The 22,324-nt window shown below is 60.5% G+C and carries 19 protein-coding genes; 2 read left to right on the forward strand and 17 right to left on the reverse strand.

What is annotated here, in order from left to right; translation table 11 throughout:
• Positions 1-9 precede the first annotated feature (9 nt).
• The 15 genes from I5L79_RS20625 to I5L79_RS20695 all read right to left on the reverse strand — a co-directional run bounded on the left by I5L79_RS20625 (position 10) and on the right by I5L79_RS20695 (position 13,485).
• Positions 10-273, reverse strand: a complete 264-nt coding sequence (locus tag I5L79_RS20625; RefSeq protein ID WP_196956977.1) for a hypothetical protein — start codon at positions 271-273, stop codon at positions 10-12.
• Positions 274-313: 40 nt separating this feature from the next.
• Complete coding sequence (bioB, locus tag I5L79_RS20630) at positions 314-1,321, reverse strand: biotin synthase BioB (protein WP_196956978.1); 1,008 nt, start codon at positions 1,319-1,321, stop codon at positions 314-316.
• A gap of 162 nt (positions 1,322-1,483) precedes the next feature.
• Positions 1,484-2,551, reverse strand: a complete 1,068-nt coding sequence (locus I5L79_RS20635) for a winged helix DNA-binding domain-containing protein (protein WP_196956979.1) — start codon at positions 2,549-2,551, stop codon at positions 1,484-1,486.
• A gap of 20 nt (positions 2,552-2,571) precedes the next feature.
• A complete protein-coding gene (gene yiaA / locus I5L79_RS20640) occupies positions 2,572-2,973 on the reverse strand; it encodes an inner membrane protein YiaA (protein WP_196956980.1) in 402 nt (133 codons plus the stop codon).
• Between the two features lie 420 nt (positions 2,974-3,393).
• A complete protein-coding gene (rluF, locus tag I5L79_RS20645; protein WP_196956981.1) occupies positions 3,394-4,542 on the reverse strand; it encodes a 23S rRNA pseudouridine(2604) synthase RluF in 1,149 nt (382 codons plus the stop codon).
• A 149-nt stretch (positions 4,543-4,691) separates the two neighbouring features.
• A complete protein-coding gene (locus tag I5L79_RS20650) occupies positions 4,692-5,423 on the reverse strand; it encodes a hypothetical protein (RefSeq protein WP_196956982.1) in 732 nt (243 codons plus the stop codon).
• A 132-nt stretch (positions 5,424-5,555) separates the two neighbouring features.
• Positions 5,556-5,909 (reverse strand): hypothetical protein, encoded by a 354-nt coding sequence (locus I5L79_RS20655; RefSeq protein WP_196956983.1) that lies wholly within the window; start codon positions 5,907-5,909, stop codon positions 5,556-5,558.
• Between the two features lie 144 nt (positions 5,910-6,053).
• Complete coding sequence (locus tag I5L79_RS20660) at positions 6,054-6,716, reverse strand: hypothetical protein (protein WP_196956984.1); 663 nt, start codon at positions 6,714-6,716, stop codon at positions 6,054-6,056.
• A 57-nt stretch (positions 6,717-6,773) separates the two neighbouring features.
• Positions 6,774-7,832, reverse strand: a complete 1,059-nt coding sequence (locus I5L79_RS20665; protein WP_196956985.1) for a proline iminopeptidase-family hydrolase — start codon at positions 7,830-7,832, stop codon at positions 6,774-6,776.
• Positions 7,833-7,911: 79 nt separating this feature from the next.
• Positions 7,912-9,381: an MBL fold metallo-hydrolase gene (locus I5L79_RS20670; protein WP_196956986.1), complete on the reverse strand. Its 1,470-nt coding sequence runs from the start codon at positions 9,379-9,381 to the stop codon at positions 7,912-7,914.
• Between the two features lie 186 nt (positions 9,382-9,567).
• Positions 9,568-10,629, reverse strand: coding sequence for a serine hydrolase domain-containing protein (locus tag I5L79_RS20675; RefSeq protein WP_196956987.1), 1,062 nt, complete (start codon positions 10,627-10,629; stop codon positions 9,568-9,570).
• A gap of 85 nt (positions 10,630-10,714) precedes the next feature.
• Complete coding sequence (locus I5L79_RS20680) at positions 10,715-11,284, reverse strand: DinB family protein (RefSeq protein WP_196956988.1); 570 nt, start codon at positions 11,282-11,284, stop codon at positions 10,715-10,717.
• Between the two features lie 86 nt (positions 11,285-11,370).
• A complete protein-coding gene (locus I5L79_RS20685; protein ID WP_196956989.1) occupies positions 11,371-12,105 on the reverse strand; it encodes a YebC/PmpR family DNA-binding transcriptional regulator in 735 nt (244 codons plus the stop codon).
• Positions 12,106-12,283: 178 nt separating this feature from the next.
• Positions 12,284-12,868, reverse strand: a complete 585-nt coding sequence (locus I5L79_RS20690) for a hypothetical protein (RefSeq protein WP_196956990.1) — start codon at positions 12,866-12,868, stop codon at positions 12,284-12,286.
• Between the two features lie 185 nt (positions 12,869-13,053).
• A complete protein-coding gene (locus I5L79_RS20695; RefSeq protein ID WP_196956991.1) occupies positions 13,054-13,485 on the reverse strand; it encodes a hypothetical protein in 432 nt (143 codons plus the stop codon).
• Between the two features lie 60 nt (positions 13,486-13,545).
• Here I5L79_RS20695 and I5L79_RS20700 point away from each other — a divergent pair, with 60 nt between their 5' ends.
• Positions 13,546-14,472, forward strand: a complete 927-nt coding sequence (locus I5L79_RS20700) for an arginase family protein (RefSeq protein WP_196956992.1) — start codon at positions 13,546-13,548, stop codon at positions 14,470-14,472.
• Positions 14,473-14,603: 131 nt separating this feature from the next.
• A complete protein-coding gene (locus I5L79_RS20705) occupies positions 14,604-15,389 on the forward strand; it encodes a DUF4097 family beta strand repeat-containing protein (RefSeq protein WP_196956993.1) in 786 nt (261 codons plus the stop codon).
• A gap of 82 nt (positions 15,390-15,471) precedes the next feature.
• Here the strand turns inward: I5L79_RS20705 and I5L79_RS20710 are convergent, their stop codons facing one another.
• Together I5L79_RS20710 and I5L79_RS20715 are read right to left on the reverse strand one after the other, a co-directional pair.
• Positions 15,472-16,473, reverse strand: coding sequence for an MBL fold metallo-hydrolase (locus I5L79_RS20710; RefSeq protein ID WP_196956994.1), 1,002 nt, complete (start codon positions 16,471-16,473; stop codon positions 15,472-15,474).
• A gap of 133 nt (positions 16,474-16,606) precedes the next feature.
• Positions 16,607-21,988, reverse strand: a complete 5,382-nt coding sequence (locus I5L79_RS20715; protein WP_196956995.1) for a carbohydrate-binding protein — start codon at positions 21,986-21,988, stop codon at positions 16,607-16,609.
• Positions 21,989-22,324 lie beyond the last annotated feature (336 nt).

The raw sequence follows: 22,324 nt of genomic DNA on the forward strand, positions 1-22,324 counted from the left end.
GGGCCGGCGCTAGGCGTCGAAGCGGGTAGCGGCCAGCCATACGCTGCCGTCCCGCCCGAAGCTGCGGGCACTGATGACCACCCAGCTGTCTTCTACCTCCACCCGGTCGCCCACCGACGGCAGCACGCCGTGCAGCGAAACAATGCCGCTGATGGCCGCGCCAATCTCGTCTTCCAGTTCCGAAATCAGCTCGTGGGCCTCGCGGGGCTCGTGCTGCTGCCGGAACTCTTCGGCGTAGCCGTAGTCAAGGTTCAGATCAAATACAATGCTCATGCGGCAGGAAAGAATTGTGTCAGGCTGAGCTTGCCGAAGCTTACGCTTCCACAGCAGTTTCGCGGCCCAGTACCATAGCGCCTTCGGGCACATCCTTGAACGACTTGCGGGGCTTGAGGCCCAGCAAAGCAAACATCTGCTTGTCGGCGTCGAAGTTGGGGTTGGGCGTGGTCAGCAGCTTCTCGCCGCTGAAGATGGAGTTGGCGCCGGCCAGGAAGCACAGGGCCTGCTCCGTGACGGGCATTTCCTGGCGGCCGGCCGAGAGACGCACCATCGTGTGGGGCATCAGGATACGGGCCGTGCCAATCATGCGCAGCATTTCCCACACGCTCACGCGGGGTTGGTCGGCCAGGGGCGTGCCTTGCACCGGCACCAGCGCATTCACCGGCACGCTCTCGGGGTGCTGGGGCAGCGTGGCCAGCGTGTGCAGCATGGCAATGCGGTCCTCGTCGGTTTCACCCAGTCCGATGATACCGCCTGAGCACACCGAAATACCGGCTTTGCGCACGTGCTCCAGCGTGTTCAGCCGGTCGTCGTAGGTGCGGGTCGTGATGATGTCGTCGTACTTCTCGCGGCTGGTGTCGAGGTTGTGGTTGTAGGCATAGAGGCCGGCCTGCTTGAGGCGCTCGGCCTGGTACTCGTTCAGCATACCCAGGGTGCAGCACACTTCCAGGCCCATATGGTTTACTTGCTCCACCATGCCCAACACCCGGTCGAAGTCGCGGTTGTCACGGATTTCGCGCCAAGCGGCGCCCATGCAGAAGCGGGTGCTGCCGCCGTCCTTGGCACGCTGGGCCGCGGCCAGCACTTCGGCGTCAGGCAGCAGCTTGTGGGCCTGCACGCCAGTGTGGTAGCGGGCGGCCTGCGGGCAGTAGGCGCAGTCCTCGGGGCAGCCGCCGGTTTTCACGCTCAGCAGGGTGCACACCTGCACTTCGCCGGTGGCCTGCGTCTGGGCATGAATAGCGGCCGCCTGGCTCACCAGTTCCAGCACGGGCAAATTGTAAATAGCTTTTACTTCGTCGAGGGTCCAGTCGGTACGGAGGTGCATGGCAGGGCGGTTCAGAGTTGGTTTTGATGGGGCCGCACGCAACGCAGCCCGCCGGAGCCAAAGCTACGCAGCGGGCCGCAAAATACACGTGAAGCAGCCTGACACCCGCTAAGAAAAGACGGGTCAGCGCGGCAGGCAGGTGCCAACAGCCGGCTGACCGCCTCACGCCAAGTGAGTAGGGCGCTGCACAAACTGGCTGTACCGGTGCGCTGCGGCTGCCAGGCCGGTAGCTCCCTGAGCTAGTTCGGGGGTGAAAAACCGGGTTTCCAACCATACCGCGTGGGCCGTATAAATGTGTTTCCAGCATCCGGCTACCTGGCCATCGACCACGATAATGGGTTTGAAAATCCCATTGGCGGAAACTACCTGGGAAACGTAGCGCGGGTCGATAAACAACTCCCGGTTTTTATAGCCCAGGAAATATTCATCAAAGCCTGGCAGCAGGTAGGTGAAAGGCAGCGCCGGCGCACAGGCAGGGCCAGCACCTGCACTCCAGTATTCCTGCCCCGCTATTACCTGTCGCTGTAGGCCGGGCGCTGCGGCTGCCAGCCCTCGCCGCGCATCGCCAGCTGTCAGGCCCGACCACCAGATAAAGTCAGTTACAGTAGCCGGCCCGTGGCCGGTGAAGTACCGCTGAGTGAGTTCGGCCAGGGCTTCCTCGCGAGACCTGAGTGGCGTAGGCGGCAGCCAAGTGTCCAGCAGCGTGAACGTCGGCTCTTTTGCCTGCTGTGGCCCTTGGCAAATCACTTGGTTGAAGCTGGCCCATTGCAGGATGTGCAGCAGGCGTGGGCCCTGGGCAGGAATACCGGCCTGCTGCAAAGCCAGCGAAACGTCGGAGCGGGTGAGGAGCTGGCGCCGGGACAGGGCCTGCTCCAGTACGGCCCGGCATCGGTGCAAAGTGGCCTCATCAAGCCCCAGCTGCTGGTGGCGGGTGCGGCTGCCAGCCAGGATCCGGGGGGCCAGCAATGTAAGCAGCCACTGCACATCGGCTGCCGCAGCCAAGTGCAGCGTACCCCGAAACAGCCAGGTGCGAATAACGGAGCCATCAGCAAAGGCCTGCGCAACGTCCTGCGCTGAACAGCCCGGCAGCCGCACTCCCAACGCCCACTGGGCCTGACTGTACTCCTGCGCCTGTAGCCCAACCAGCCGGGTGGCTACGGTAGCAGGCGTGCCACCCGACGGCTCGGCCAGCTGCTGCTGCACCAGCCGCTGCTGAAGAATACTGTTCATAGGCTAAAGCCAGGGAGAAGCTACTCCAACGGAGTGGTGTTGCCTTTGCTGTCGCGGGTGTTCTTCTGCACGGCAATGGCGCCGAACAGGCTGAGCATAAACGACATGGCGTAAAACCCTTTTTCACTGAGCGCCAGGGAAGCATTCCAGAGCCCCACAGCCAGCAGCATAATGGCGGCAATGGTGGAAAACCAGCACAGGCTGTAGTAGATGCTGGTGACGGGAATGCCTTCCAGCTGGTCGCGCACACTCTTCTGCAGCGACACGGCCGCAAACAGCCCGAACAGCAGAATGGTAAAGTAATAGCCCTTTTCGTTGAGTAGCATCTGCGCGTTCCAGAGGCCTACGATGAAGGCGGCCATGCCGGCCAGCAAGGCCACCCAGGAGGCGGCCACAAAGGCATTGGAGGGTTTGGTACTCATAACAGTTCAGGCAACAGGTGAAAGTGAAAGAAACATCGGCCAGCAAGCTTCCGATGCTCAAACATAGCGTTCTGCCGCGGCTTACGGTTGGGTAAGAATTTCCAAAATCTGACTTTAGGCCACGCGCAGCGGAAGGGGGTTGCAGCGCCCTGAAACTCACTTTGAGGCTAGAAATCTGAATAGTTCAGGGGAGCAATCTGATTTTTCAAGCAAGGATATTTTCCCTAAATGAAGGAGAAGAAGCGCCTAAGCATAACGTGATGTAGGGGCGGGGCTTGCCCCCGCCCGTCGTTGAACAACGAGTGCAAGGTTCGTTCACCGATGGGCGGGGGCAAGCCCTGCACCCTACTTCTGCCTTCCCCAAAACACAACGGGCTGCTCCGTGGTAGAGCAGCCCGTTGGTCAGCTAGGAAACGAAGTTCACGACCGTTTACCGCCCCGGCTGGGGGCGTTGCGGCTGCTGCCGCGGGTGCCCGAGTTGCCTTTGGGCGTGCGGTTGAGCGTTTTAGAGGCGGTCTGACGCTTGCCACCCGAGGCGCCGGCCGGGCGGCCCGGCTTGCCGGCAGCTGCGCCGGGCCGCGGGCCTACCACGTTGGTAGGCCGGCCCGAGCCCGCCGACCGGCCCGCCGAAGCCAGTCCTTTGGGGGCGGAGGATTTGCGGCCGGGAGCGGGCTTGTCTACCCAGGCGCCGGCAAGCTTGGTTTTGGGTTTGCGCGTTGCGTCGGCTTCGTCGTCGGTGGAGGCGGGGCGGGCCACGGCGGGACGTATGGTGATGGGACGGGCGGTTTTGCGGCCGGGGCGGTCGGCCCACTGCGTGGCGGTGGATACGCTCTTGCGGCGGCGCGGCGTGGAACCGTCGTCGGCGCTGCTGGAGTTTTCCAGCATCTCAAACAGCACTTTCAGCTCCTTTTCCGTCAGCTCGCGCCACTCGTTCAGGCCCAGGCCTTTGATGCTGATGTTCATCACCCGAATGCGCTCCAGCTGCACCACTTCGTAGCCGAAATGCTCGCACATGCGCCGGATCTGGCGGTTCATGCCCTGGATGAGGGTAATGCGGAAGATGTAGGGTGTCTCTTTCACCACCTTGCACTTCTGCGTCATCACTCCCAAAATGGGCACTCCATTGGCCATGGCCTCAATGAAGTCGTCGCGCAGGGGCTTGTCCACCATCACCACGTACTCCTTCTCGTGCTGGTTGCCGGCACGCAGGATTTTGTTGACGATGTCACCGTTGCTGGTCAGCAGAATCAGCCCCTGCGACTCCTTATCCAAGCGGCCCACCGGGAAGATGCGCACCGAGTGCTTGATGGCCCGGATGATGTTGTCGCGGATGCTGGTATCGGTGGTAGTTACGATGCCTGGGGGCTTGTTGTAGGCAATATAGATGGCATCTTCCTCGGCCCGGGGCTCGATGGCAATGCCGTTGACTACAACGCGGTCCTTGCTGGTTACTTGGTCGCCGATGGCGGCGCGCTTGCCATTGACCAGCACGTTGCCCTGCTCGATGTGGCGGTCGGCTTCGCGGCGGGAGCAGACGCCGCTTTCGCTGATGTATTTGTTGAGACGCATAGGGAGGGGACTTCGTGCCTGGTAGTGCGTGCTTAGGCAAAAGCCAAGCAAGCGGCCCGCCGCATCACCCAGACGCAAGCGGGCCGCAAGTTACGCAGAATCAAGGCGGCCTACCAGCTTGGGCCTAGTCGCGCGCCGGACAGAGGCGGCTAGCGCGGTGTACTATGGGGCTGGCTGGACTGAGCCAGCATGCTCTGCTGCCAAATAACCTGCCCGGTGCGGTCAACGGCCAGGGCACCGGTCATGGCTTTGTCGGACCCGGCTATCATGCTGTGCGGAACGGCTTTGCCAAGGAAGAGGTACCCGTCGTCGTGACCCACGCGCAGGCCCCGGGTGCCATCTTCCAGCACAAACATATGGATGGCCTCGCCCTGTTCGTCGTCCAGGCCGAAGGCACCGCGGGTCTTTCCTTCGGCTGTTACCGAAACGCCTACGCCGCCCCGCTCAAAGCCCTGGTCATCGTTGAACGTCATCCCGGCTGAGCGTACTTGGCGGCGGCCCGTGTTGGGGTCCGGCATGGTTTCGCCCACCACCACTTTATCGAAGCCCTGCTCGTTGAGAAACACGATGCCGTTGGCGCTGTGGTCGTAGCCAGCGTACCAGTCCATGTATTTCTTGCCGCCCAGCTTGGGCGCCCACTCTTTGGCTACGCGCTGCAGATTCGTCCGGACGCGGCTGCGGGAGGCTGGTATGGGGGCCCCAATGAGTATACGGTCGCGGCCCTGCGCATCTTCAATGACGATACCCTGGGCGCGGATAACGGATTTATTGGCCGTGGTCAGGCTGAATAATATAAAGGCCAGCATGAGCAGGCTGCTGGTCAGGGCATAGCCTTTCAACCAGGTTACCTGGCGTTGGAGGGAGTGAAGTTCGGTTTGCATAGCTTACTGAGAAAGAGAAAAAGAGTGGACAGGCAGATTATTTACTTGCTGATGCCCCTTCAGATTCTTGTTTCGTGGTAAGCGTTGCCTTAAAATGCCTTACTCACATTATCATGTGAAGAGCCAGTTTGGTTAATTGGCCGGCCTAGAGGCGAGGAACTGCTGCACGGCCGCATCTAGCTCATCTGGTAGCTCAGCCGGAGCCAGCACGCGCAAAGCCAGCGGCGCGCTACCGCCTATAGGCTGATACTGGCCCTGGGTAGGCGTAAACCGTAAGCTGCCCTGCTGAAACTCGCGCTGTTGCTCGCCATCGGCTTTCGTCATAGAAACAAACTCCAGCAACTCCAGCATCTGGGTGGCTTTGTCGAAGCGCAGCCAGGAGTATACGTCGGCGGGGTTAGCGCTTTGCACGTCAAGGCGCTTGATTTCGAGGATATAGGTGGTATCGGCTTCCAGCAGGAAGAGGGTACGGTAGGGAACGGACATAGCTGTCGAAAAAGTACTCTAATACGTGAAGGTTCGTTTCTCAATGAGTATCTTTTTCCCTTCAAAGTACTGATACTGTCGCGTCCAGGGACCCCGAAGTGAATAGTCGTAAGCGTACTCAATTTCGTCCCCCTGGCCATCAAACTAGCCACCCTGCGGTTGTGGGGCGCGGTGGAGCTTTACCAAGTCGCCCTGAGGATTGTACTCGTAAGTTTCCGTGTGGGAAGTGGTGCTTTTCTGGTCGTAACTAGTGCTGCGGCTGTGTCTGAGAGTTACTCGGCCGTTTGTATAGCTGAGTTCTACTGCGGATGTAGAAGGGCTTTTCAAGCCATTGGTATAATTCGTAACGCTACAGTTGGTAGGGCGGTTATCCGAATCGAATTTCAGAAACTGCGTGACATATAGAGTGTCCGTATCGGTATAGCATACTTCCCGAAGCACCCGTGAGGAATCAGCATTGTAACGGTAGATGGTATATTGGCTGTGTTGGGTTCGACGATTGTTGATGTCAAACACTGTAACGTGCCGAAGCAATTGGTTGCGCTGATTGTAGGTATACATATACGTAGCTAAGTGACGCCGGCCCTGGTAACGCTTTTCAAGCACGGCCCGGCCTAGGGCATCAAATTGGTACACTGTCCAAAATCCGGCCGGCCCGCGGTTGAATGATTCTGTCTTCATGCGCTTGGCACCAGGGAAATGTTCGGTTTCTATAGCAAGATGTTGCGATTGCGCAAGCTGTGGCAACGAGTATAGCAGGCCGGTAACCAAGGCAAACCAGCGTGAGGCTTGTAAGAAAGAAAGCATAAAAAAGACTGGAGATAGGTAAGGATTTAGAAGATTAATCTGCTTAAGGGAAACGTCTTACAGCTTCACTGCTTTCTCGCCTTTATCCACGCCTAGCATCCATTTCGTGAGGCCGCGCATGTAGGTGGCTTGGTCGTCATACATGCTCATATGGGAGCCTTCGGGGCAGATGAGGGCGGTGCCGTGCTGCACTTTTTGGGCTACCATGCGCATATGCTCGGGGTCCATGGTATCGTGCCGGCCGCCGATGCTGAGTACGGGCACCGTGAGCTTGGGTAGATCGGCTACCCGGTCCCAGTTCAGGAGCTTACCAGAAGCGCCAAACTCGCTGGGGCCCTGCATGGTCACGTACAGCGACTGGTTGGTTTTGCCCAGGGAGCGGGTCATGGGTTCGGGCAGCTGGGGCAGGCGGCACAGGTGCTGGGCGTAGAAGTTGGGTTCCAGCAGCTGCATGTAGCGTGGGTTTTGGAAATCCTTAGCCGCTTCAATCTTGCGGATTTCGGCCAGCACCTCGGGCTTGAGCTGGGGCGCCAGCACCTCGTTGGCGTACTTGTTATAGGCCGGAATGCTCATCATCATGTTGGAAATGACGAGGCCCTTGAGGTGCTGCTGGTACTTGAAGGCGTACTCAGCAGCCAGGATGCCGCCCCAGCTGTGGCCCAGCAGGTAAAAGTTGTCTTTATCGAGCTTGAGGGCCTGACGTACTTGTTCTACTTCCTCCACGTAGCGCGGCAGGCTCCACATGGCCGTATCCTTGGGGTTGTCGGAGTTGCCGCAGCCCAGTTGGTCGTAGTAGATGAACTCGATGCCTTCCTGGGGCAGGAAGCTTTCCATGCACTCGAAGTACTCGTGCGTGGCTCCCGGCCCGCCGTTGAGCAGTAGCAGCTTGATGCGCGGGTTGTTGCCGAAGCGCTTCGTCCACACGTTGAACTTGCCCTTAGGCGTGTTGATAGAAACGATTTGCACGCCCCCGGTTTTTACCCGGGCGGTGTCGCCGCTGAAGTAAGTGGTGAGGCTGCCGTCGGCAGTAGTGGTTTCCGGCTTGGTGGGCGAGGAGCAGGCGCCGCTGAACAGGCCTAGGAGTAGCAGGCAGGTGCCAAGGAAAGGAGTGCGCATGGTTGAAGGAGTGGGAAAGGTGCGGAAAGCTAAACCTACCGATAATTCCCGCCGGCGCCAACTGTTGCCCACGCCTATGCTACTTGCCCGTTACCGACTGCTCCAATTCCCGAAACGGAATAACGGTCTTCACCCCGTAGTCCTGCACCGGCCACGACTGCACAATGGTTTCCACGGGCAAGCCCAGGTCGCGGATAGCCTGATACAAGCCTACCTGCCGGGCGCTGGCCTTGCGGCTCGGGCCCTGCCGCGCTATCCACACCAAATCGTCCTCAAACAGCAGCTTTTCACTGGGGAAGTAGTACACCAAATAGTCGTTGGTGTGCGCCGACTTGCTGCCGATGACGTGAATCTGCATCTCAAATCCGTCCTCTGCAATGGTCTTGCTGGTGGTTATTTCCTCGGTGCGCAGCGGGCGGGGGTGCAGCTGCAAGCTGTCGGGGTGCAGGGTGTGCGGGGCGGCGGCCAGGTACTGCACGTAGGGCACATCGGCGGGCGTAGTGAGGATGGTGACGCCCCGGTGCACAAAGGGCCGTAGTCCACCCAGGTAGTGCGGGTGGTAGTGGCCCGCCACAAAGTAGCGTACGGGTTTGCCCGGGGCCAGCTTGCGGGCTTCGGCCAGAATCAGCTCTCCATTCTCACTATTCAGCGGCGCCTCGGCCACCAGCAGAAACGAGCTAAACTCCACCACCAGCACTTTATCGTCGGTGTGCTTGAGCTCCAGAAAGTGCAGGTGGGCGCCGTGGTGCGTTACGGTAACTTCGGGCTTGACGACGGGGGGCGAAACCAGGGCATACCCGGCGGGTGCTGTGAGCAGCGTAGGCGCGGCCGGCTCCAGGGTCGCCGCTGTTACCCGCACAGTATCCGTGAGCTTGCCGTTGATTTTACTAACAACGATGGTGCGGGCGTAGGTCAGCTTACCCACGGAGGCGTAATCCTGGTAGGTGTAGGTCGTCAGCACGTCCCCGAACAGCTCGTCGTGGCTCAGGGCGGTTACCTTGCTCAGGCGGTTATCGGCAGTTCGAATGTAGAGCCGCACAATATTGCCGCCGAGGGTATCCTGGTACACGGTTTCGGTGCGGGTGCTTTCCGGCGCGGGCTTGGGCTTGCGCTGGGAGAAGTAGTGCAGAAGCGGAGCCGGAGTATAGCGCGCCGCCTGCAGGGCCTGCCCACGAAAAGCATTGGGCGTCACGCGGGTCGGCTTATCGTCGCCGTAGTCCTGAAATAGTAGGGTGGCGGGCGTGAGCTGGGTACGCGAGAAGTACGTTTTGGCTTCCTGCCGTAGGGTGTCGCTCTTCAGAAAGCTGGTGGCGGTGCTCCATATGCGGCCGGTGCCGGTGTAGTTGGTGGCCTGCCAGGGCTGGAAGCTATGCTCCAGCTGCGCCAGCGTTTCGTGGTAGCGCAGGGTGAGGTAAGTGGTTTGCACCGGCTGGACTTGCTGCTTCCAGCAGGCTGGCAGGTTGTCGGGCCGCTTCGCCCAAGCCGGAAGCTCTGGGAGCAATAGCAACAGAAGAAGCAGGGCAAAAGGGCGGGTTAGGATTGAAGACATAAAAGCTAAGTAGAGTAAGGCTTGAGAATCAAAATTTGAGAATCGGCTTTGGGTCATGCTGAGCTTGCCGAAGCATCTCTACCTCGGACTATTTAGCAGCAACCTAACGAAGCGGTAGAGATGCTTCGGCTGCGCTCAGCATGATGTTCTTTTGATTCTTTGAATAGTATATAAGTATATATCCGTCTACTCCTCGGCTAGCCACTGCATCGCCCGGTACTCGCCGGGCCCAAAAAACAGCTGCAGCACGTCGTCGGTGAGGCGCTGGCCGTTGGCCCCGTTGGTGAACAGCACTAGGGTTTCCTGCTGCTCGGGAAAAGCCAGGAAGAAGTTCTTGAAGTCGCCATTGTCGCCCCAGTGCCACAGGGCGGGGCCGCGGCTGGTGGTTACCAGCCCCACGCCGCAGGCCCAGGCAATGTGGGCATCGGTGGGGGTGAGGGCGTGGCCGCAACGGTTGGCTTCGTTGGCGGGCCGGACCAGTAACTGGTGGGTAGCCGGCTGCAGACCGGTACCGGCTAGCAGGGCCTGCACAAACCGGCTGTAGTCTTCGGCAGTGGACAGCAAGCTAAAGCCCGCGTTGGGCTCCGCGAACCGGCGGATTTCGGTAGCCTTACCATCGTTGTCGTGGCCGAAACTGGCGTTTTTGTCGAAGCCCGGCTGCCACACAAAACTGCTGTGCTGCATTTTCAGGGGCTTAAATACCTCTTCTTGCGCCAGTTCTTCCCAGGACTTGCCGGTGAGGTGCTCCAGGGTTTTCTGCAGCCACACGTAGCCTTCGCCGGAGTAATTCCAGCAGCTGTCGGGGGCGTATTTAAGGCGTAGGATGGAAGTTTTCCAGCTTTCGGCCAGCGGATTTTCGGCCCAGTTGGGCAGGCCGGCGGAGTGCGTCAGCACCATGCGGGCCGTAATCTTATAGGCCCCGGGCTGGACGGCCAGGCGCGGGTAGGGCGCATAGGAGAGCAAGGGCTTGTCCAGGGCCAGCACGCCCCGGTCGTGCAGGCGCAGGGCCACGTAGGCCAGCACCACCTTTCCCAGAGAGGCTGCCTGAAACGTGGTCTTGCCCGTCAGTGCCTGCGGGGTGCCGCTTTTGGGCTGCCCCAGCGCATACGCGGTGGATTTGCCGTTTTTGGAGTACACCACCTGCAAGCCGGGTACATTTTCGCGCTTGAGCAGGGCGGCCAACTCCTGCTGCTGGGCGGTGGTCGTTAGGGAGAGGAAGGCTAGGAAAAGAGTGCTCAGAAATTTCATGCGGTAACCGGCGCAGCTGACTAGCCGCAGTAAGAGAAAGAAAAACGAACTGATTAGACCGACAAAGGCAAGTTCAAGTGACTAATTACAGCCGGCCGGTATCAAACTCAACTTCGTTGCGCGCCATTTGCTGCAGGTGGCGCTGGCCGTGCTGGGCCAGAAAATACAGGTATTCATACACATCAATCTTGCCCAGGCTATTCACCGACATCGTCGTCTTGTACAAGATGCCTTCCCCGTTCGGTAGGTTGTCCAGCGTCTGCAAACATTCCTGCAGCTGCTGCTCCAGCTGTTGCCGAACTTCGGCCATGGGCTTTGTGCCACTGGGTTCCATATGCTCGGGCCGTATCCAGGGAAAGGACTTATGCCGGCCAATTTCGGCCAGTTTATCCTGCTGAAATATCTGCTCAGCAAGAGCCACTGCCAGGTCCTGCTGCTGAGCGTTTTGCAGGGCTTTGCGCGCGGCTTTATGAATTAGAATAAGCAGGAAATGATTGGTGAGCCCCACGTGCTCCAGAATCTCATCAACCGTCCAGCCGCCATCCAGCGGCCGGTAGCGGCGCAGGTCGGCATCTTTGGTAAACCAGGTATCCAGGGCGGCAAACGTCTGGATGAGGCTATGATGGATGTGGCGGATAGTGTCGTGAATAGACATGGCTAAAAGGTATTGAGTACTCCACTAAAAAATAAAGCGGGCCACCCTGATGGAGTGGCCCGCTTCTACGTCTTCAGAAACGCTGACTACCCAAGGGTGTGATACACGGCCTGCACGTCGTCGTCCTCCTCAAACTTTTCGATGAGGTTCATAACTTCTTCCAACTGCTCGCCTTCAAGGTGCACGGTGGTGTTGGGCACCCGCTGCAGCTGCGCCGATACCACGTTCAGGCTTTTTTCTTCCAGTGCCTTCTGCATCTGCCCGAAGTCGGTGAAGGCGGTTTCTACCACGATGTAGTCTTTCACAGCGCCGTGCTCGTCTTCTTCTTGGTCGGCGTACACGTCTTCGGCGCCGGCGTCAATCAGCTCCAGCTCCAGCTCGTCGAGGTCGAGGCCTTCGGCGGCCAGCTTGAACACGCCTTTGCGGGTGAAGGTGTAGTCGGAGGAGCCAGCCGTGCCCAGGGCGCCGTTGCCGCGGTTGAAGTACATGCGCACGTTGGCCACCGTGCGGGTGGGGTTGTCGGTGGCGGTTTCAATCACAATGGCCACGCCGTGGGGCGCGTAGCCCTCATACACCACTTCCTGGTAGTCTTTTTCTTCCTTGCTGCTGGCGCGCTTGATGGCGGCTTCCACCCGGTCCTTGGGCATGTTCACGCCCTTGGCGTTCTGCATGGCCGTACGCAGGCGCGAGTTGGTGTCGGGGTTGGGTCCCGACTCTTTCACGGCCATGACAATCTCCCGGCCAATGCGGGTGAAATCCTTGGACATCCGGTCCCAGCGCTTCATTTTGCGGCCTTTGCGGAATTCAAACGCGCGTCCCATCTATGGTGAATAAGTAATTGAGTGAATGAGTAAGCCACCCGGCCGGCGGGCCGAAGGGGCCGCAAGTTAGCAGAAACGGCGGCGGGGCGCAACGCATCCGTCCGCAAACACCGGCGCCCCGGCTTCCAGCACATAAAGCTGAAAACCGGGGCGCCGGGTTACTTCATAGCCTGTGGCGTTAGGGTAGGTCCTGCAGGCGCAGGGTAATATTCTGCGGGGCCGTTTCGTCGCCGCCGAAGTAGGGGTAGAGCTGGTAGCCCTTGGCCGCGCCCGTGCAACTGCGCTTGTGCTCCACTTTCTTGCCATTCACCAGGAAGGTGTACTTGCCATCGGTGATTTGCAGCTCGCAGGTGTACCACTTGTTGCGGTCGATGGCCGTGAGCAGGGTGGTGGTGTTTACACCGGCGCGGTAGGAGTAAGCCAGCAGCTCCAGGCGGTTCTGGTACCAGCGCCAGCCAAACCGGGCGCTGTTGGTCTGGTGCAGGGAGTTGCAATCGGCCACGCCGTACAGCTTGTTCACGTCAGCCTGGTTGTTGGTGGCTTTGGTTTTGTAGCTCGCCGTGTTGTCGAACTTCACCGAGAACTTGAGCTTGGTCTTGCTTACCAGCCGCACGGGGTTGCTGGTAGCGTAGTGCTGGCCCTTGAGAATGGTGTAAAGCACGCCCGGCTCGGTGGCCGCCGTGGCATCGGCCGAAGCAGCTACGGCGGTGGGAGCAGTGGCCGGGGCTACTTCTTCCTTACGCAGGCAGCCGGCAGCAATCAAAATGAGAAAAAGACTAAATGGGGCAAGCGTAGACAACCGAAACATAGGATGAAATTAGTTTTCCCCTCAAATAGACTTTACAGCTGTTTGGTTCATGATATCAGGTTTTTAAGTTTTGAAATTTATGCGTATATCCTATGTTTTTTCTTTGATAAAGCGCGGATCAGGATAAGTAAAGTTATGTTTTAGTGCCCGCGTAGCGTATAGATTCCCTGGTTACCGGCCGGGTAGCCCTGCATGGTAAGCGTAAGTAAGCCGCTACGGAGCATGAAGGTGCCTTCGTCGGTGCGGGGCTGGCCTTTACTGTCGGTATAGGTGAAGGTGATATGGTCGGCAGTGAAGGCAAAACGGCCATCCTGGTCGAAGTGCAGGGTGGTACCGTTGGCAGCCAGCGTCAGGCGCTTCTGGTAGGTGCCGTCGGGGCGAAGCGTGAGGGTGCCGCCCACGCCCTGGGCTGCCACCGGCTCGGGGCCCGCGCTCTGGTCGAGGATGGCGTAGGTAAGGTACTCGTAGGTGGTATAGAACCCGGATTTGGGGCGGGTAGGAGCCTGTTGAGCTCTTGCCTGGGAAACCAGGAACAGCACGGCTAGCAAAGAGAAAAGGATACGCAGCTTCATCCCGCAAATTACGCTATCCGCCGCTTATCCGGCTCCGGCCCGTTCAGCTACCTTTGGCCCATGGCTACTTTCCTGCGTGAACTGATTCAACCCGCCGCCGCGCTGCCCCAGGCCGATGTGTGCCTCGTGGGCCTGCCCCTCGACTTCGGCACCGTGCTCGAAGGCGGCCGTGCCGGGGCCGCCGGCGCCCCCGACGCCATCCGGCGGGAGCTGCGCCGCTACCACAAAACCTATAATCTGGAGCACAACGTCAGCCTCGACCACTTGCGCATCGCCGATGCCGGCAACCTGGCCCTGCGCGCCTCCGCCGACCACGCCGCCAACCACCAGCTCATCCGGGAAGAACTGGCGCGGCTGCTGGGCCGCTACCCGCGCGTGGTCGTGCTGGGCGGCTCCCACGACGGCACCTACAGCACCGTGCGCGGCCTGTTCGATGCCAACGGGGCCCAGGCCGTGGGCGGCATCAACCTTGATGCCCACGCCGACGTGAAAGACAAGCCTGGCCTCATCAGCAGCGGTACGCCCTTTGGCAATCTGCTGCGGGAAGGGTTTCTGGCCGGAAAGCAGTTCACCGAAATCGGTCTGCACTCCAATCTGAACACCAGGGAGGATATCGACTTTCTGCACGCCCAACAAGCCCATATAGTGCCCCTGGCTCACGTGCAGCAGGACGGTATGCCCGAGTACATGACGCGCGCCCTGCGCCGGGCCAGCACCGGCGGACCAGCGTTTGTGAGCTTTGATATTGATGGGTGCGCCGAGGCGTATGCGCCCGCCGTATCGGCCCCAAGCGCCGATGGTTTCACGCCGCGCCAGGCCACGGAAGCCGCTTTCCTGGCAGGCCAGGCCGAAGCAGTGCGTCTGTTTGAGGTGGTGGAGCTCAATCCGCTCTACGACCGGGACAACCAGACGGGGCGGCTGGCGGCTACCATCATCACGGCCTACCTCACGGGCGTTGCCTCGCGGCTAACCAAGGCATCTACGTAAGGCTTCGTATAAAATTTTCAGCTTGAGACATGCCTCAGGCAACGCTTTGCCGCGGCCACTCATCTATAGGGCAAGTACGGGTCCTGAAGACCCTGGCTTTCACGTTCTCCTTTCTCCTTTCTCTTTTAGCTATGAAAACCACTTTCCTCGCCCTCGCTCTGGGCTTCGCCGCTACGGCTGCCACTGCCCAAACCACCACCAACTTTTCCCTGACCTGCAAGGATGGGGACGGCCGAAGCTCCCAGAAGCAGTTCTGCGAAACCCGCGACCTGACCCTGGCCAGCCCCGGCACCGCCACCCTGTTGATTGATGGCCGCGCCAACGGCGGCATCACCGTGCACGGCTACGATGGCACCGAGGTGAAGGTGCGGGCGAAAGTATCGGCCTGGGCCCGCTCGGCCGAAGCCGCGCAGAAAACCGCCCAGGGCATCAGCATCAGTACTAAAGGCAATAAGCTGCGGGCCGAAGGCAGCGAAAACGGCTGGGCCGTGAGCTACGAGGTGTTCGTGCCCCGCCACACGGCCCTCAACCTGAAAACCATCAATGGCGGCATCCACGTCGACCACGTATCGGCCGATATTGCGTTTGATGCCACCAATGGCGGAATCTCGCTCGAAGAAGTAGGCGGCAACGTGAAAGGCAACACCACCAACGGCGGCCTCAGTATCAAGCTGGCCGGAGAGAAATGGACCGGTGCGGGCCTCGACGTATCGACCACCAATGGCGGCATCACCTGGCAACTGCCCAAAAGCTACTCGGCCAGGTTCTACACCAGCACCAATATGGGCGGCATCAACAGCGACTTGCCCGTCACCAAAACCGGCATGATGAGCAAGGAAGTAGCTACCACGCTGGGCAGCGGCGGCGCCCCAATCCGGGCCGTCACGACCAATGGCGGTATCACGGTGCGCCAGTAGACTATGCGCAGATTCTAATTCATGAAAAGCCCCGCATCAGTGAAGATGCGGGGCTTTTCATGCTTGTAAACCTGCCAGGAGCTTACAGTACAAAGCGTTTTACTTCTCCCGTGCGCTTGCGCTTAGGTGCTTCCGACTGTTTCAGCGGGTACTCGTTCTGCTGGTGCTTTTTGTAGCGCTGCACTACCAGTGCTGCCCCTACCAGAGCGCCCAGGCCCACGGCCGTAAGCCGAAGCTTGTCCCGCAGCGCATCGTGGGGAGCCGGGGGCAGGTGCTGGACGCCGCCTGCATCCAGACGGGCCGGCTCCTGCACGTAGCGGCCGTGCGCTGGCATCGGGAAATCGGCTGCCAGCCTGGCCAGGCCTTCAGCCGCCGCCGAACCCGTAATAACCGGGCCGTGGCCGCAGCCAATGGCCAGCGGCTGCAGGGCCGCCAGCTTCTGGACCGACTCGCGCACCTGCTCCCAGTTGTAATTGAAAGGCGCTCCGGCTACGCTGATCTGCGGTATCTGGAGCAAGAGGGAAGGCACCGACTCGTGGTTGGCTGTGGCAAAGGCATCGGCCCCAAGCAGGGTGCGGTCTTCGTCGCGGAACAGGGCAACCTGGCCGGGCGCATGGCCGGGTACGTGCAGCCAGCGCCAGCCGGGCAGGTAAGGCACTTCCTCCTCCGATTCAGTAGGCAGGGCCTGCACCACGTCGCTCAGCTGGAAGCTCTGGGGCAGGAAAAACCGCGCCACAAAGGCCAGCGTGCCGCCGCCATCTACGGTGGGGTCGGCGGGTGGGTACACGGCTTCAGCCCTGAGGAAAGGCAACTCCAGCGGGTGAGCCAGCACTGGCACCTTCCAGTGCTCGGCCAGGGCCCGCGCCGAGCCGGAGTGGTCTATGTGGCCGTGGGTAAGGATGATGGCCTCGGGGTGCGTACCCGGATAAAACAGCTTATCGGCGGCCGCAATGATGTCCTTTTCGGAGCCGGGCAGGCCGGTATCTACCAGCACCCATGCCCCGGGGGTAGTGGTTTCTACGAAATACAGATTGACGAAGCGTTGGATGGTGAGCTGGTGTACGCCAGCAGCTACTTGTTTCATAGAAGTCAGGTGAATTGGTCTTGTAAATGCCATACGCAAAAGCAGCTGCTACGGGCTATATCTCGCCTTTGCCCAAATAAAAAGCTCCACCCATATCGGGTGGAGCTTTTTGGGACAAACTACCGTCTGTGGGTTAATGGCTCACCACCAACCGCTGCGTCAGGGTTTGCTGACCTGCGGTGAGGCGCACTACGTACACACCGGCCGAGTACTGGCGCGTGTTCAGCGTCACCGTCTGAGCGCCGCTACCCTGGCCCGTAGCCAGCGTGCGGAGCAGCCGCCCGTTCATGTCGTAGAGCGTGAGCGTGTAGGCACCAGCTTGTGGCAACCGGAAATGCACCGTGGCATCGCCCAGGCTGGGCGTGGGCGCTACGTGCAGCTCAGCCGTTGCAGCCGAGGAGGCGTTGGTTGCCAGGGCCGTGCCGGTACGGGCCTGCAGGTTGCAGCTAGTGCCCACGGTGTAGGAGAAAGGCGTGGCCGAGTTGTTGCGCTCGGGGCCCCCGGCGCCCACCTGATAGGTGAAGTACAGGTTCACGACCGTGCCCGTGGCCATGGGCAGCGTGTAGGTGAAGTCCCCGGCCGCGTTCTTGGTCATCGTGTAGCCTGGATAAGCGCCGCTCGTGCCCTGGCGCAGGTAGAGCAGCGCCAGGTTACCACCGGCCGTGGCCCCCAGCGGGTGGAAGGTGATGGTCAGGTTGCCGCCGCTGCTCACGGCCCCGTAGCTGAAGTCTGAAGTCACGGCGCAGTAGCCGCCCGTGGATGCATTGCTCACGCTCACGCTCACGGCCGAAGAAGTCGTTACTGCCCCGGCATTGTCGGTGGCCTTGGCCGTGATAGAGTAAGTACCCGCAGCGACACCGGTCCAGGTGTAGGAGTAGGGCGAGGACGTGTCCGTGCCCAGCAGCGTAGTGCCATTGTAGAAGGCCACCGAGCTCACCGTGCCGTTGGCATCGGCGGCAGTGGCGTTAATCGTGATGGAAGCCGGAGCCGTGAACGTCGCGCCATTGCTGGGCGAAGTCAAACTCACCGTCGGCGGCGTGTTGGTGGTCACAGCGGTGAAGCTGAGCCAGTTGATGTTCACGCCCCCGGCCGTGGCGTACACGCGCAGGGTCTGCGCACCGGCCGGCAAGGTCACCGTGGCGTTCAGGGTCTGCCAGCTCTGCCAGCCCCCGGTCGCTCCAACCGTCACGCTGCCCAGGCTGGTGCCGGCGCTGTTGCGCAGCTGCAGGCTTCCGCCGCCCGGCTCGCTGGCCAGACGGAAGCCCACGGTGTACTGGCCGGCCGTGGTCACGTTCACGGCGTAGTCCATCCAGTCGCCGGCTTCGATGTAGCCCACGTTCAGGCCCCCGCCCGTGTCGGTGGTCGTCTCGGTCTGGATGCCGAGCATGGCCGAGTAGCTTTCGGCCTGAATGGTGCCGGGAATGGTCTGGCCAACGGGAGCGGCCGTTACCGTCACACTAACGGCCGAAGACGTGGTTACCGCCCCGGCGTTATCGGTGGCGCGGGCCGTGATGGAGTAGGTGCCCGCGGCCACGCCGGTCCAGGTGTAGGAGTAGGGCGAGGACGTGTCCGTGCCCAGCAGCGTGGTACCATTATAGAAGGCCACCGAGCTCACCGTGCCGTTGGCATCGGCCGCGTTGGCGTTAATCGTGATGGAAGCCGGAGCCGTGAAGCTGGCCCCGTTAGCCGGGGAAGTCAGGCTAACCGTGGGCGGGGTGTTGGTCGTTACGGCCGTGAAGGAGAGCCAGTTCACATTCGTGCCCGTGGAGGCGGAGGCAAACAGGCGCAGGGTCTGCACGCCGGCCGGCAGTGTTACGGTCGTGGTCTGCGTCTGCCAGCTCTGCCAGCCGCCCGTGTTGCCTACATTCACCGAGCCCAGCACCGTGCCGGCGCTGTTGCGCAGCTGCAGCGTCGCCCCGCCGTTGGCCGAGGCCACGCGGAAGCCCACAGTGTACTGCCCGGCCGAAGCCACGTTGACCGAATAGTCAAGCCAGTCGCCGGTTTCATACCAGTCTACGTTCTGGCCGCCGCCCGTATCGGTCGTGGTTTCCTTGTCGGTGCCTTGTTGGGCCGTGTAGCTCTCGGCTTCAATGGTGCCGGGAATGGCCTGCGCCGTGGGAGCCGCTGTCACGCTCACACTTACAGCCGTGGAAGTAGTTACTGCGCCGGCATTATCCGTGGCTTTGGCCGTGAGGGAGTACGTGCCGGCCGCTACGCCCGTCCAGACGTAAGAGTAGGGCGACGTCAGATCCTCGCCCAGCTTGGTTGCGCCCTGGAAGAACTCTACTTTACTCACCGTGCCGTTGGCATCGGCGGCGTTGGCATTAATCGTGATGGAAGCGGGGGCCGTGAAGCCGGCGCCGTTGGCCGGCGAAGTCAGGCTAACGGTAGGCGGGGTGTTGGTTGAGGTACCGGTGTAGGTGAACGTCATGCGGCCTACGTTCAAGCCGCCCTGCGTGAAGCTCAGGCGTAGCACATGTTCCCCAGCCGGCAAGTTCAGGCCGGTAATGGTTTTCGTGCCCCAGGCTCCCCAGTCGCCGGTAGTTGTCACGGTCTGGTTGGCGCTGATGACGTTGCCATCAATCGAGAGGGAGAAAGGTCCCCCGCCGGTGGAGTTGCCAGCGGCGTAGCGCAGGGCCAGCGTGTGCGTGCCGGCCGTAGCCACGTTGATGGTGTACTCCAGCCATTCGCCGGCATCCACCCAGCCAACGGTCGTGCCTTCGGCGGCATCACTTACGGCATCTACGTACTCCGTAGGCCGGAACGCCACCGTGGGCGACGGCTCAAAGGTAGCTTGGTTGGAGGCGCTGGCGTCGTTGTAGGCAATGCCCTGGCCTAGTCCGCCGGCGTAGGTATCGTACTTACCGGCCTCAATGGTGCCGGGCACGGCCTGCGGCGCACCCGTGAAGGAGGTTTGCTTACCTACCTGCACCGAGGCAATGTTGGTGACTTTGAAGAGTGAGCCAGCGTACACCTTCGCGTAGAAGTTGTGGATAGCCACGTTCAGGTTAGCAGCCGTTTTGGTGTAAGGCGCGGTGGCTACCGTGCCCAAAGACGTGCTGCCGTCGAAGAACTCCACACCCGTTACGCCGGAGCCGGTGGTAGCCACGCTCAGCGTCACGCTGCCGTTGGCGGCTACTTCCGAGGCGTTGGTCGTAAGCGTACCCGCCACGGCCACGTCCTTGCTGGTGGCCAGCTTGCGGGCCGGCACGTTCAGCACGTAGCCATCGGAGAAGTTTACGGTGATGGGCGCGTTGGTGTAGTTGTGCGCCACGTAGGTTTTCACGCCGGCCTTGTTGAAGACCACGGCCTCGGGGTTGTTGGCCGTCACGGAGGCATCTACCCGACCCAGGGCATTCATGGCGTGCAGCCAGTAATAGGTCTGCGCATCCGAAACCCCGAACTTGATGGGCCGGTTGGGGAAGCCGTCGTAGAGTTGAATGGCCTTCACCGGGTCGATAAACGCCAGGTATTCCCAGAGCAGGTCGTGCCAGGTATTGGCATTCACTTCATTCTGCAGAATGCCCGTGTTCTGGGTGATTTCCGTCCAGAGCTTCTGCACGTAGGCGTGGTTCTGACCGAGGTACAGTGAGCCGCCGTGCATAGGATAAAGCTGAATGCCGTACACGGCGCGGATGTCCTGGGTCCAGAAGGTACCGGCGTCGTAGCCCGCGCCCCACACGCGGCCGGTGGCGCTGTAGGCGTAGTTGGGCTGGAAGGTGCGGTCGTTCACGTCAAACCAGTATTCCTCAATAGCAGCCTGCTCGGTGGCGTAGAGGTAGATGCCCAGGTCGCGGGTGGCTTTGTTGCCCGTGATAGCGCCCCAGTGAATCAGGGACGAGTTGAACTGCATGCTTTCCGAGGTCGATTCCTGGTTGTTGCCCATAGGCGAGCTGGCAAAGCCATCAGCCCAGGAGTGGCCCGCGTAGGGGTCGAAGTTGCGCAGGAAGGGGAACTGGGTATCGGTGCGGCTGGGGTTGGCAGCGTCGCGCACCAGCATGTTCACCATGGCGCCCCACTGGCCGGCCCAGCCGGGCTGGTACTGCTCCAGAAAGGCGGCGGCGTGGATGAAGTAGCCCCAGTGGAAGTGGTGGTCGTTGATGTTGTCGTCCTGGTGGTGGCCGGCGGGATACCCGAACAGCGTCGACCAGGTGGAGTTGTAGTAGAATACAAAGGCGTTTTCCCCGCTTTCCGCCGACAGCCAGTCCTGAAGCCGGTTTTTGATGGTATTCACGATCTGGTCGCGGGCGGCGGTGTTGCCGGTTTCATCGGCAATGCGAGCCGTCTGAATCAGCTTGTTCATTTCCTGGCCCTCGTTGTAGGAGTCCGTCCACTCGGCCAGGCCATTGTTTTGCAGGGCCTGCACCTTGTCGTTCAACTTCACCGGGCTAAATCCGGTGCTGTAGTTATCGAGGTAGGGTAGGGTGGGCAGAATGCCGTGGAAGGTGTAGGCCGTGGAAAACACGTTGCCGGCCAGCATCTTCAATTGGCCCCGCACCGAAGGGTAGATCTGCCCGGCCGGCTGAGCCGAGCCCGCCGCCATGTAGCCCCACTGGTGGGGTAGCAGTCCTTGTAGGACTACGCCATTGGCGCCTTCCTTCACAGAGGGCGTCACGGTGAAGGTGGTTTTCACTACGGAGGTGCTCTCAGTAAACACCCAGTCGACCTTGGTGCTGGCCGGGAATACGTAGGCGTACTGCTTATAGGCGTTGGCGGCGGCCAGGGCATCCGGTGCCGTTGGGTTCAGCAGGGCAATGGACCAGTACGTCTTGCCATTCAGCGTAGAGGTGTAGGTGCCCGCATTGTTGGTCCAGGTAGACCCCACGGGGGCGTACACCGCGTAATCGGCTCCATTATAAGAGTCCTTGATCAGCAGCATTTCCCCGTTGATGGTTACCGTGCCCACGGCTACCTTCACCGTGGCCACGTCGGAGGCGCCTTTGGTCAGGTACACGAAGGGCATGCCCATACCGACGGTGGCATTGAAGTCGTTGGAACCGCTGTGCCAGTTCATGGTCACGGTCCAGTCGGAGTAGTCCGACACGGTGGCGGCCGTGGCATTCAGGCTCTGCACGCCCACCGTCACGGCCATTACGTCGCTGTTGGGCTGGCGGTATTCCGTGGTGCTGGCCGGCGGTATAATGTAGTTCACCACCAGACCCGTTTCGTGCGTGCGCAGCGTAAGGGGGTAGTTGAAGATGTTATTCGTGTGGTTGTTGCGCAGCTTGCCCGACCACCACTCATTGGTAGGTACCGGCTTGGTGGCGGCCACCCCGCTCAGCAGGGGCGAGCCGGCCGGCACGGCGTTGCGGCCGGCGGCGTCGGTTCCCGGAAACTGGGTGGTGTAGCTGCCGGAGCCTACGGCTACGATCTGGCTGTGGGCCGGGGCGGTGGCAAGACCAATACTCAGCACCGAAAGCGCGGCTGCTTTTACGGCGCGGGCGCGGGGGGTGTGCGGCCCCGCGAGCCACTCCGGCAGTAGGCGGAGCAGGCGGTTGTGTAGGGTTTTACCCATTGTAGAGAGGTTTGGTGGGGTTATGTAATTGTAGGGGAGTGACAAATGGAACCGAATCTGGCACAATCGTTCCCGGAACGCTGTGGAAACGATTGCTGCAAAGGGCTTTCTGCAAGCAATAGCTTGGGTAAGAGCTGTTAAACTGTATGTTGAGCAGCGGAGCTGAACTCAGCATATATATCAATTGGAGCAACTTAAAAGCAGGCTTTTGCTAAGTCGCTATTTAGAAGGTGGATACACTTATGATAAGTAACCTTTGATAAAAGGCCAGAATAGGCTATATAAGATAAACATTATAAAGAATCGTATATCGATCCTCAAGGTATATAAATAATT

This window comes from Hymenobacter guriensis, assembly GCF_015773195.1.
Lineage (GTDB): Bacteria > Bacteroidota > Bacteroidia > Cytophagales > Hymenobacteraceae > Hymenobacter > Hymenobacter guriensis.

Bases quoted from the DNA above. Each gene is read 5' to 3' on its own strand.
- I5L79_RS20625 (WP_196956977.1), bottom strand. From the start codon at position 273: ATGAGCATTGTATTTGATCTGAACCTTGACTACGGCTACGCCGAAGAG.
- bioB (WP_196956978.1), bottom strand. From the start codon at position 1,321: ATGCACCTCCGTACCGACTGGACCCTCGACGAAGTAAAAGCTATTTAC.
- I5L79_RS20635 (WP_196956979.1), bottom strand. From the start codon at position 2,551: ATGAACAGTATTCTTCAGCAGCGGCTGGTGCAGCAGCAGCTGGCCGAG.
- yiaA (WP_196956980.1), bottom strand. From the start codon at position 2,973: ATGAGTACCAAACCCTCCAATGCCTTTGTGGCCGCCTCCTGGGTGGCC.
- rluF (WP_196956981.1), bottom strand. From the start codon at position 4,542: ATGCGTCTCAACAAATACATCAGCGAAAGCGGCGTCTGCTCCCGCCGC.
- I5L79_RS20650 (WP_196956982.1), bottom strand. From the start codon at position 5,423: ATGCAAACCGAACTTCACTCCCTCCAACGCCAGGTAACCTGGTTGAAA.
- I5L79_RS20655 (WP_196956983.1), bottom strand. From the start codon at position 5,909: ATGTCCGTTCCCTACCGTACCCTCTTCCTGCTGGAAGCCGATACCACC.
- I5L79_RS20660 (WP_196956984.1), bottom strand. From the start codon at position 6,716: ATGCTTTCTTTCTTACAAGCCTCACGCTGGTTTGCCTTGGTTACCGGC.
- I5L79_RS20665 (WP_196956985.1), bottom strand. From the start codon at position 7,832: ATGCGCACTCCTTTCCTTGGCACCTGCCTGCTACTCCTAGGCCTGTTC.
- I5L79_RS20670 (WP_196956986.1), bottom strand. From the start codon at position 9,381: ATGTCTTCAATCCTAACCCGCCCTTTTGCCCTGCTTCTTCTGTTGCTA.
- I5L79_RS20675 (WP_196956987.1), bottom strand. From the start codon at position 10,629: ATGAAATTTCTGAGCACTCTTTTCCTAGCCTTCCTCTCCCTAACGACC.
- I5L79_RS20680 (WP_196956988.1), bottom strand. From the start codon at position 11,284: ATGTCTATTCACGACACTATCCGCCACATCCATCATAGCCTCATCCAG.
- I5L79_RS20685 (WP_196956989.1), bottom strand. From the start codon at position 12,105: ATGGGACGCGCGTTTGAATTCCGCAAAGGCCGCAAAATGAAGCGCTGG.
- I5L79_RS20695 (WP_196956991.1), bottom strand. From the start codon at position 13,485: ATGAAGCTGCGTATCCTTTTCTCTTTGCTAGCCGTGCTGTTCCTGGTT.
- I5L79_RS20700 (WP_196956992.1), top strand. From the start codon at position 13,546: ATGGCTACTTTCCTGCGTGAACTGATTCAACCCGCCGCCGCGCTGCCC.
- I5L79_RS20705 (WP_196956993.1), top strand. From the start codon at position 14,604: ATGAAAACCACTTTCCTCGCCCTCGCTCTGGGCTTCGCCGCTACGGCT.
- I5L79_RS20710 (WP_196956994.1), bottom strand. From the start codon at position 16,473: ATGAAACAAGTAGCTGCTGGCGTACACCAGCTCACCATCCAACGCTTC.
- I5L79_RS20715 (WP_196956995.1), bottom strand. From the start codon at position 21,988: ATGGGTAAAACCCTACACAACCGCCTGCTCCGCCTACTGCCGGAGTGG.